General features: G+C 70.0%; 3 protein-coding genes. 1 reads left to right on the top strand and 2 read right to left on the bottom strand.

What is annotated here, in order from left to right:
• Positions 1–296: 296 nt before the first annotated feature.
• Both ABD299_RS24035 and ABD299_RS24040 read right to left on the bottom strand, forming a co-directional pair.
• On the bottom strand, positions 297–1,463 hold the full coding sequence (locus tag ABD299_RS24035; protein WP_344266600.1) for an MFS transporter: 1,167 nt from the start codon (positions 1,461–1,463) through the stop codon (positions 297–299).
• A 653-nt stretch (positions 1,464–2,116) separates the two neighbouring features.
• Complete coding sequence (locus ABD299_RS24040; RefSeq protein ID WP_344266603.1) at positions 2,117–5,284, bottom strand: FG-GAP-like repeat-containing protein; 3,168 nt, start codon at positions 5,282–5,284, stop codon at positions 2,117–2,119.
• Positions 5,285–5,714: 430 nt separating this feature from the next.
• Here ABD299_RS24040 and ABD299_RS24045 point away from each other — a divergent pair.
• Positions 5,715–11,324: sugar-binding protein (locus ABD299_RS24045; RefSeq protein ID WP_344266606.1), on the top strand; the 5,610-nt coding region annotated here is incomplete at its 3' end.

The raw sequence follows: 11,324 nt of genomic DNA on the forward strand, positions 1-11,324 counted from the left end.
CTCCGGCACCAAAGTGAAAGTGAACCTCTGCCCGGCCGATGTGGTGATTGCGGGCAGTTGTTTGTAGCAGGTCAGGGCGGTTGCGAGGCCGAGGAAGGCGAGGACCGAACGTCCGGCACGAACCGACAAGTCAGTACATTTAGTCCCCGCCTCGCCACATCTTGAAGACCTTGGTCACTGACCACTCTTGTCTCACGCACGGCAGCAGTGACGGACATCAGGTGGCGCTCGGCGCCGTTGCCATCATGAACTGAGGTGGGAAAGCCCTCGATTACGACGGGTAGAGCCGGCGTGTGTCATGGCCCGGTCTCCGTAGCGGTCCCTCCTGCCGAGGCCCCGTGCAGCCACAGTGCCACCCCGCTGAGCAGGGACACCGCGGCGGTGAGGACAAGCAGCGCCTCCAGCCCGAGGCCGGGAATCACCGCACCGGCAAGAACCGGCGCTGCGACCGAACTGACGGCCCCCACGATCAGACAACCCGTGAATGCCGCTCCCGCGCGTTCGGGCACCAGCTCGGCGGTCCAGACCGCCAGCACCGCCGACCCGGTCATGTATCCCACGCCGAAGACGCACGCCGAGGCCGCGGTCGCGGCCAGGGAATCGCCGGCCAGCCCGAGGAGCGCCAGTGCCGCTGCCACCGTCACGAGGCACAGTGCCGCGACCCTGAGACTGCCCACTCGCCGCGCTACGGCCCCCGTCGCGACCCCCACCGTGCCGGTGACGCCGATGGCCGCGTAGAGCGCCGGGACAGCTGCCGCCGGGAGGTCGCGGGTGAGGACATCCGCGGCGTAGGTGAAGTAGATGACGATGACCGCGAAGTAGACGACGGAGTAGGCGGCCGGGACTTTCAGTGTTCTCGTGAGTGAGGAGGCACCGCGCTGTCCGTCCGGGTGTGGGGCCGGCCCGGCTCGCGGCACCAGGCCGAGGTTCACCACGGCGGCGGCCACGGCGGCAAGGGCGATGCCGCCCCAGACCAGGCGCCATGACCCCACTGCCGCGAGGACGGCCAGGCCACCCAGCAGGACCAGTCCGCCGCTGGTTCCGGTCGTGATGACCGCCAGTGTTCTCGGTTGCTGCCGCGGGGGCACCGTCCGCGTCACGATGTCGGAGTAAGACGCCCATACCCAGCCACCCGCGCTGCCGGCCAGGACGGCGCCGACGGCGAGCGGCAAGGGGGACTGCGCGACGGTCACGATCACCGCGCCCGCCGCGCCGCAGGTCCCGCCCAGGGTCGTCGGCGCCCGCGAGCCGCGACGGGCGGCAAGTGGTCCCGCCAGCAGCAACCCGGCCAGGTAGCCGGCGAAGGTGGCGCCGGCGATGAGGCCGAGTACCAGTTCGGAGAGTTCCAGGTCCTGTCGGATGCCGGGCAGCGTCAGACCGTAGGCGTACCGTGCCATGCCGAAGGCGACCCCGACCACCGCCGCTCCGGCCAGGCCGACCCGGCCGCCTGTGGAGAGCGTCATGGATGCCCCTCGTCCTGCGGCATGCACCGGAGCTGCTGCCCGTCGCAGCGAAATCGCCGTGACGATGTGCTCAGCCTGGCTGCTGATTGTTGCAGTACGGCGGAAGAACCGGTGATCCGGTCGTCCCGTCCGCCTGGACTTGAGGTTACCTCCGGTGGTCATCAGGTCGGGGTAGGACAGCACCGGCCCGCGCGTGACTCACCCACCGCGCGAGAAGTCCTCGGCGGGCACCCGCCGGGAGTCCGCTGCCTTGGCGGCGGCGGGGCGCAGGGGCCCGGCAGCGCCGCATCGAGCAGCCGGAAGGCCCGAAGGCCCTCACCGGCCCGGCCACCACGACAACCAATGCGGAGCTCTCAGCAGCGTCACGAGCAGCCGCAGCGGATGCGAGGACGGCTGTGGTCGGGACTTCTCGCCGCCGTGCCGCTGCGCAGCCACACCAAGGCCCTGCGTCCGCCCCGCACCACCGACAGACCCCCACCCACGGTAGAAGCACACGGACCACGCCCCGGCGCACTCCAGCACGGCGGCACAGGGCACCACCGCCGGCCACAGGCCGGATGCGGGCCCGTCCGGTCCCTCTCGAACCAGCGGTGCCGCAGTGAGCACACCGGAAGTGGGACGGAGTCATCCGGCTCACTTCCGGTGTGGGAATGTCAGCCGAAGGCCTTCACGCTGGACCAGTCGCCCGTCACCACTGTGGCCACCGGGCTGTGGGTGTTGGTGCGGGACGGGTGGTAGATCTGGACGGTGCCGTCCTCCCGCAGGGCCCAGATGTCCGGGATGCCGTCGCCGTTGGTGTCGGGGACGCCGACGAGGAGCGGCACGGAGGTGCTGGTCCAGTTGGTGCCGTAGACGACGTCCCCGTCGCGGGAACGGCTGGCCAGGGTGAGCGATTCCAGGTCGACGCTGCCCGCCTTGTCTCCCGGCTTGCCGTGGCGGACGTACATGTTGCCGTTGCCGCGGTTGCGCCAGAGCAGGTCGGGGGTGCCGTCGCCGTCGATGTCGGTGACGTTGACGATCTCCCGGTTCTCCCAGGCCGTGGCCCACATCAAGGTGGCCTCCTGGAAGCTGGCGCCGGTGTAGCCGGTGAGCGCCCAGAAGCCGGTTCCGGTGCGGACGAAGAGGTCTGACTGCCCGTCTCCGGTGACGTCACCGACGGCCTTGATCTGGGTCCAGGTGTCCGGCGAGGGGGCGTTGTCCGGCAGCAGGATCCGGATGCGCCGGTCGACGTCGAAGCTGCCGTACCCGTCGCCCGGGTAGAGCCAGAAGTCGCCGTCGGGGGTGCGGGCGAACAGGTCGGTGAGGCCGTCTCCGGGGTAGTAGTCGGAGTGCTTGGAGATCAGCGCGGCCTGGTCGTTGTCCGCGTCGTAGAAGTGGCCCTCCGGGTTGCGGGTGCCGTCGCTCGTGTACGAGGCGCGGATGCGGGAGTAGACCTGTCCGCCCTCCTCGCCGGCGTAACTGCGCAGCTCACCGTTCCCGTCGATGACCAGCAGGTCCGGGTTGCCGTCCCCGTTGAGGTCGCCCGGGCTGTCGGCGGCGTCGCGGGGCCGCAGGTAGAACAGCAGGGCGGCTCGGCTGCTGCGGTTGCCGACGGCGTTGTAGGCGTAGACGTGGAAGTAGACGGGGCCGGCGTTGGGCGGGGTGAGGGTCCGGGTGACGGTCTTGTCGGTGCCCAGTTGCTCGTGGGTGTAGCCGGTGCCGTTGAAGGCGTAGGCGTAGCGGGTGGTGTCGTCGCTGAACTGCATGGTGAAGGTGACGTCTTCACCGTAGGACACGGTGGCCCACTGGCCGGAGTCCCATTCGGTGTCCTCCACCTGGTCGCTGCTGAGGACTGGTTCCGTGGGCACGGAGGCGTCGGCGGTGAACCGGCAGGGTTCGGGGCCGGGCGGGAAGTAGGTGGAGACCGCTCCTTCGGTGTCCTCGGAACGGACGTCCCACGAGTAGGTCACGCCGTCGGTGAGCTGGGAGGCGAGGGCGGTGACGGAGCCCTTGCCGGATGAGGTGGGGGTGACGCGCTTGTCGACCAGCTTGTTGGCACTGTCGCCGGTGGGCCACACCCGGAAGTAGAGGTGTTTGAGGTTGCCGTCGGGGTCGGAGCCGGTGGCGGTGAAGGTGAGGTCGGTCTTGCTGACGGTGACGCCTTGGCCGGGGCCGGGAACGCAGGCGCCGCCGGGGGAACTGGTGCCGTTGACCGGCTCGTTCGGCTTCCGGTTGTAGGTGACCCGGATCTCGGCGCTGGAGGCCTGGAACTTGCGCCAGGTCCAGGTGGAGGTCTCGGTGGTGGCGCGCATGCCGAGGGTGATGGTGGCCCAGCCGTTGTTGACGGCCTGCTGGGCGGCGTCGGTGATGGTGTAGGAGACGAACTCGTCCGGGCAGGCGGAGGAGTATCCGTGCGCGAAGGACCTGTTCTGCTGGTGGGTGCGCCACTCCGGCTGCTTGTTCCAGGTGGTGGACGAGGAGATGGCGCTGGTCAGCCACAGCTGGAACTGGCGGGTCTCGCACGACCAGGAGTGGGTGTTCTTCACCTTGAAGGTGGCGGAGGAGACGGTCGCGCCGCTGAGGGAGTTGTCGAACCGCATGCGCCAGAAGGACCGGGCGAGGCCCCCGGTGGTGGATTCGTAGCCGACGCGGGCCTCGGACGTCCCGTTGTTGTAGTTGGTGCCGTTGAAGAAGCTGCTGTTGGGGTACGGCTTGTAGGCCATCGTCCAGGAGTGGACGCCGCCGACCAGGGTCGGGTCGAGGAAGACCGGGTAGCGGACGTCGGCATCGTCGTCGAACAGTCCGGTGCTCCCGGCGTCCAGCCCGAGGACGGCCTGCGAGGTCCCGTCGCCGTCCAGGCTGGTCGGCATCGGGGCGTGGACGGCGCCGGGTTCCACCCCGGTCAGGCCGGTCAGGTTCAGGACGGCCTGAGGGCTTGAGGTGTCGGTGCGCGGCTCCGGCGGTTCGGGGGCCTCGGGGTCGTCCGGGTCGGTGGGTTCACGGCCGGCGGAGTCCCACGCGAAGGGGGTGGGGACGGCGGTGATCTCCTTGCCGTCCTGGTCCCGCACCTGCACACCGCCGGTGTCCTCGTCGTGGACGAAGACGGCGGTGGGGGAGGCGAGGCCGTATGTGATGGCGCCCAGGTCCAGACCGGCGGCCGCTTCGGGGGACTTGACGACGAGGAGCTGGCCGAAGCCGCCTTCGTCACGGGCGACCAGCAGCAGGTCGACGCCGTCCAGGACCTCGGGGTAGAGCGCGCGCGGGCCGTCGAGGACCGGCTCGGGCAGAGGGCCGGGCCAGGTGTAGGTCAGGGTGTGGCCTTCGACAGTCAGCTCGGCCAGTACGGTCCAGCCGTCCTGCGCGGTCGATGTCTGGCGGGCCAGGGTCGTGCGCCGGTGGTTCCGGGAGCTGCGCTCGGCCGGGCCGCCGCCGGAGAAGATGAGCGGTGTGACGGAGTTGACCGGTTCGACTCCGGCGCCGGTGCGGCGCAGGGTGGTGTCGATGTCCGCCCACTCGCCCTCGGGAGTGCGGGCGCGCTGAGGGAGTGCGTGGATGTGGGTGCGGAACTGCCCTTCGGGCAGCGCCCAGGTGATGCTGGTCTCGGTGGTCTCCGCCCCGACCAGGACGGCGTCGCCATTGGCCTTGGCCCGGTCCATGGCCTGATGTGCGGTCAGCGGGGCGGCGTCTGTGCCGGCGAGGGCGGCCGGTGTGCGGGGGGCGGGGGAATCCCAGGAGAGCAGCGGGAACAGACCCGCCAGCAGGAGAGTCGCCATCACCCCGACGGTGCAGACCAGCCGGGTACGGGTGCGCATCAGGGGTTGCAGCAGGCGGGGCGCTTTCACGGCGGTCTGAACTCCCGTAAGCGGACGGCTGTTCACCGTGCGGGCAGCACGGCGCGCCCCGGGGGACGAACCCCTGGGCAGGGGCGCACACCTTCGCACGGAGTGACAGGGCTCTGTCCAGCATGAACACCGTGACCCAGATGTGATCTTGCGGCATCCCTCACCGACTGTGACGCCCGTTACTGGGGGAAGTGCCGGATATAAAAGGGCTGTTGGGTGCTATGGGTACGTCATGTGCGCTTCGCGTGCTCTTTCCGTAAGCGGCGCAATGTGCGGCACCGTTCCTTCGTTCTGCCGCAGGAATCTTTTCCTTCTCTTTGAACTGTCACATTCTGTGATGTCGCTGTGCTCGGCCTGTGAATGAGAGTGTGCGGCGGTCGTACATCCGCACGGGTGTCCGCATGTCACTGATTCGTCTCAACTCATGGAGATGGGTGCCGTCCGTATGCGTGGTGTCGACAACTCACTGCCGTGGCAGACCCGGAGCGACCGCACCCGGGGCCTGACGGGGCGACGCCTGTGGCGCCGGGGACACGCGGCCGTCGGGCTGGCGATGTCCCTGGTGATGTCGGTGACCGTGCTCGGCTCCGACGCCTGGGCCCTGCCCGGGGACGGCATGAGCCGCAGCGAGGTGGAGCTGCCGGACCTCCCCGAGAGCGAGGTCATCGAGCTCGACACCTCCGCGGAGACCGGCCTCACCACGGCCGACGAGGTCGCCGAGACCGACTACCTCCCCACCGCCACCACTCCCTGGTCGGCCGGCACCGCGACCGTCGACCTCACCGGACTGAATCCCGGCGACACCCTCCCCGCCGGCCCGCTGCCGGTCGAACTCGGCATCCCCGAGGACGCGGACGAGGAGCAGGCTGCCGCACTCGCCGGCGAGTGGGCCGTCGAACTGGCCGGCCCCGAGACCTCCCAGCAGGCCGGGCTCGCGGGCATTGTCATGGCGCTGACGCCTCCGGCAACCGCCGAATCCTCCGCCGAGGTGGCCATCGCGGTCGACGCCACGGGCTTCGCCGACCTCTTCGGCCCGGAGGCCGCCGACCGGTTCGGACTGGCCCTGCTGCCGGCCTGCGTGATGGACGCCCCCACCGCCCCGGAGTGCGGTGACGACCCCGAAGAACTCTCCGTCCTCACCAGCGGGTTCCCCCAGCCCGGCACCGAGGACCCGTCTCCCGGCAGCACCACCGCGGCCACCGCCTACCCGGCCGTCCACACCACCCCGGCCTTCTCGGCCCTCCTCACCCAGACCTCCCCTCCGTCGGCCCTGACCGGGGCGCCACTCCTGCCCGCGAGCCCGGCCGGACCCCTCACCGCCCCGGACGGCAGCCCTCGCTCCCACCGTCTGTCCGGCACCGTCCCCGTCGGCGAACTCCGCGGCGACGCCCCGGAGACGGCCGGGGGCGAGGTGCCGGCCGACGGCGCCACCCACGCGTCGTTCACGTCCGGCACCGTCACCCCCGCATCGGCGTCCAGCCCTGCCCGGGTGGTCGGCGCGATGGACACGGGCGCCTCCGCCGCCGGTGACTTCACCGCCACACCGCTTCTCTCGGCGGGCTCCTGGGCGGCCGGCTCCTCCTCCGGAGCCTTCACCTACGCCTACGAGCTGCAGGTTCCCGAAGCCCCCGGCGGGCTGACACCGTCCGTCGCCCTCGGCTACTCCTCACAGTCCGTCGACGGACGCACCAGCGCATCCAACAACCAGGCCTCCTGGATCGGCGACGGCTGGGACTACAACGCCGGCGCCATCACCCGCACCTACGCCTCCTGCGTCCAGGACGCCAAGAAGGCCGGGGCCAACAACGCCCAGCGCAAGACCGGCGACATGTGCTGGGGCTCCCACAACGCCACACTCAGCCTCGGCGGCTCCACCACCGAACTCGTCAGGGACGACACCACCGGCGTCTGGCACACCGCCAACGGCGACGGCTCCAAGGTCGAACTGCTCAAGGACACCGCCCTCGCCAACGGCGACCAGGACGGCGAGTACTGGCGCGTCACCACCCAGGACGGCACCCGCTACTGGTTCGGCCGCAACCGCCTCCCCGGCTGGAGCACCGGCGACCCCGAGACCAAGTCCGTCCTCACCGTCCCCGTGGCGGGCAACCACGCCGGTGAACCCTGCTACAAGGCAGGCGACTTCGCCGGCTCCTTCTGCACCCAGGGCTGGCGCTGGGCCCTCGACTACGTCGAGGACGTCCACGGCAACGCCATGTCCCTGTGGTGGGAACGCGAGACCAACCACTACGCCAAGAACCTCGCGTTCAAGAACCCGGTCTCCTACCACCGCGGCGGCTACCTCAAGCACATCGACTACGGCCAGCGCGCGAGCACCCTCTTCTCCGCACCCGCCATCGGCCGCGTGACCTTCGCCGTCGCCGAACGCTGCTACGCCGAAGGCTCCGCCACCTGCACCGACGCGGCGTTCACCTCCGGCGACCCCGGCCAGTACCGCATCTGGTACGACACCCCGGCCAGCCTCCACTGCAAGTCCTCCGGCACCTGCTGGAACGCCTCCCCGGCCTTCTTCACCCGCAAGCGCCTGGACAAGATCACCACTACCGCGCAGCGCAAGCAGAACAGCACAGCCCGCCAGACCGTCGACCAGTACCAGCTCAAGCAGTCCTTCCCGCTGCTGCGCACCGGTGCCAACACCTCCCTGTGGTTGGAGTCCGTCACCCGCACCGGCCACGCCGTCGACGGCACTGAGCAGACCCTCAGCCCCGTCCGTTTCGAACCCAACGCCGACGCGATGCCCAACCGCGTCATCCGCGGCGCCGGCGACCCGCGCCCCGGCTTCGACCGGCTGCGCATCGGCCGCGTCATCAACGAGTACGGCGGCGAGAGCGTCGTCACCTACTCCTCGCCCGCGGGCGCCTGCGCGACCGGCAGCGGCATGCCCGCACCCGACGCCAACACCGCACTGTGCTACCCGGTCTACTGGCACCCCGACCCGGAAGCCGAGCAGATCGACTGGTTCCACAAGTACGTGGTCACCGGCGTCGAGGAACTCCCCGCGATCGACGGCTCCTCCCCGGTCCTCACCACCTACTCCTACGGCGCCCCCGCCTGGAAGCTGACCCAGCAGGAGTTCACCAAGAAGACCCGCCGCACCTACTCGGACTTCGCGGGCTTCGACCGGACCACCGTCTACACTGGCGTCAACGACACCCTCACCGGCGCCAAGCGCACCAAATCCGTCACCCGCTACTTCCGCGGCCTCGGCGACGACGTCACCGTCACCGACATCCAGGGCCAGACGATCGCCCAGGACCTCGAACCCTTCGCCGGCCGCATCGCCGAGCAGCTCACCTACACCGACGACAGCGATGCCGACACCGACTGGCTGACCCGCACCGTCACCACCCCGCAGGCCACCCAGCTGGCACAGCGAGTCCGCGGCGACGGCCTCACCCCGCTGCGCGCATGGCGCGTCACCGAACCCACCGAGACCAGCTACACCCGCTCCTCCGGAACCGGCGACGACACCCGCACCCTGCGCACGGTGCAGACCAACACCACCTACGAGTCCGTCCACGGCCTTCCGGTCACCGTCGAGTTCCTCGGCGACACCGGCAGGAGCGGCGACGAGTCCTGCACCCGGCTGGAGTACACCCACAACGCTTCGGCGCACCTCATCGGCCTCACCAAGCAGATCAGGTCCGCCCCCGGCACCTGCGCCGACGCCGACTTCAGCGACCTGACGACCCTGCTCTCGGGCCTCCGAGTCGGCTACGACGGCCAGGCCTACGGGGCCACGCCCACCCACGGCCTGGTCACCGAGAGCTGGTCGCTCAAGGCCGACGGCTCCGGCTTCCAGTCGGACGGCACCGCCGACTTCGACGCCATCGGCCGCGTCACCCGCACCACTGACCCGGACGGCAACTTCACCACCCTCGGCTACACCCCGGCCACCGGCCAGGCCCACCAGTTCACCGAAACCAACGCCCTCGGACACCAGCAGACCACGCTGATCGAGCCCGGCCGCGGCACCGGCATCCGGAGCACCGACCCCAACGGCCACTCCTCCACCGCCGTCTACGACGCGCTCGGCCGCCTCACCCAGGCCTGGGCCCCCGGCCGCGAACAGTCCGACGGCGTCCCCGACATCCGCATCAGCTACACCATCAAGGCCGGCGAGCCGCCCGCCATCACCACCCGCCACCGGGCCCACGACGGCGCGGTGCAGACCAGCACCACCATCTACGACGGCCTGGGCCGCGAACGCCAGACCCAGTCCCCGGCCGTCGGCGGCGGACGCCTGATCACCGACATCATCTACAACGGCTCCGGCGAAGTCCGTGAGTCCCGCAACGCCTACGTCGCCGAAGGCAAGCCCGACGCCACGCTCTTCGCGCCCGAGACCGCCGTCCCCAACGCCACCCGCTACACCTACGACGGCCTCGGCCGCGTCCTGACCGAGACCCCCGTCTTCCACGGCGAGGAAGACCCCGCCAAGGCGGTCTCCTACGCCTACGGCACCGACCACTCCACGGTCATCAACCCCGAAGGCGGAGCCTCCTACCGCCTGTTCACCGACGGCCTCGGCCGCACCGTGCGCGCCGACACCTTCACCGACGCCGCCCGCACCGAGTTCATCCCCACCCGCTACACGTACGACGAGACCGGGGCCCTGGCCCGGGCCACCGACAGCGAGGACAACGTCTGGACCTGGTCCTACGACCAGCGCGGCCGGCTCACCGCCGCCACCGACCCCGACACCGGCACGGCCACGGTCACCTACGACCACCTCGACCGGCCCGTCACCTCCACCGACGCCCGCGGCATCACTACCTGGACCGGCTACGACACCCTGTCACGCCCGGTCAGCCAGCGCCTGGACTCCAGCACCGGCGAACTCCTCGCCGACTACAGCTACGACACCGCCCCCGGCGGCATCGGCCTCCCGGCGAGCGCCACCCGCCACACCGACGGCCTGCCGTACACCATGTCTGTCGGCGGCTACACCAGCGACTACCAGCCCACGTCCACCACCCTCTCCCTGCCGCAGGCCATCGCCGACACCTGGGGCCTGCAGACCTCCTACACCTACGGCTACAGCTACACCGACACCGGCCTGCTGAAGTCCACCGACCTGCCGGCCGTCGGCTCCCTGCCGGCCGAGAAGCTCCTGGTCCGTTACACCGCCGACGGTCTGCCGCTGTCGGTCTCGGGCACCGACTGGTACGCGGCCGAGACCGTGTACTCGCCCTACGGCCAGGTGCTGCGCAGCACCCTGGGCGCCCAGCCCTACCGTGTCTGGGTCACCGCTGACCATGATGAGGCCACCGGTGCTCTGAAGGAGCACCGCACCTACCGTGAGCAGCAGAGTGCCGGGCTGGTTCAGGGGCACCTGGTCTCGCACCGCTCTTACACCTACGACCCGGCCGGCAACATCACCGCCATCCGGGAAGCGGTGCCGGGTGTGGCCGAGCGTCAGTGCTTCACCTACGACGCGTTGGGCCGGCTCACTCAGGCGTGGACGTCTGCCCGCCAGAGTTCCTGTACCGCGGAAGGCAAGGTGGGTCCTGCGCCGTCCTACGGTGACGGCACGCTCAATGTCGCGCCCGGTGCGGATGCTTCCGGCTACTGGCAGACGTACACCTATGACGCGTTGGGGAACCGCAGCGAGCTGGTGCGTCATGATCTGGGTGGTGATTCCGCGGGGGACGTGGTCACCCGTTATGGCTATGGTGCTTCGGATGGTTCTCAGCCTCGTACTCTCACGGGCACGGAGACCGAGTACCGGACTCCTGAAGGTGCGCAGATCACGGCGATCGCCGAGCGTCTGTATGACGAGACGGGGAACACCACCGCGGTAACCGAGCACGGTGACACGCAGTCGTTGAGCTGGACTCATGACGGGCTGGTGGAGCGGGTTACCGGTCAGGGGGCGAATGGTGCTCTGACGTATGTGGGGCCGGGGGGTAAGTGTCTGTCTTTGGAGTCGGGCAGGCCGGTGGTGGGCAAGGCGGTCCAGCTGTATGGCTGTAATGCCTCGGCCGGGCAGAGGTTCACTTTCACTTTGGTGCCGGAG

This window comes from Streptomyces sodiiphilus (genome assembly GCF_039529215.1).
Taxonomy (GTDB): Bacteria; Actinomycetota; Actinomycetes; order Streptomycetales; family Streptomycetaceae; genus Streptomyces; species Streptomyces sodiiphilus.

Coding starts and splice junctions, on each gene's coding strand:
- ABD299_RS24035 (WP_344266600.1), bottom strand. CDS start 1,463: ATGACGCTCTCCACAGGCGGCCGGGTCGGCCTGGCCGGAGCGGCGGTG.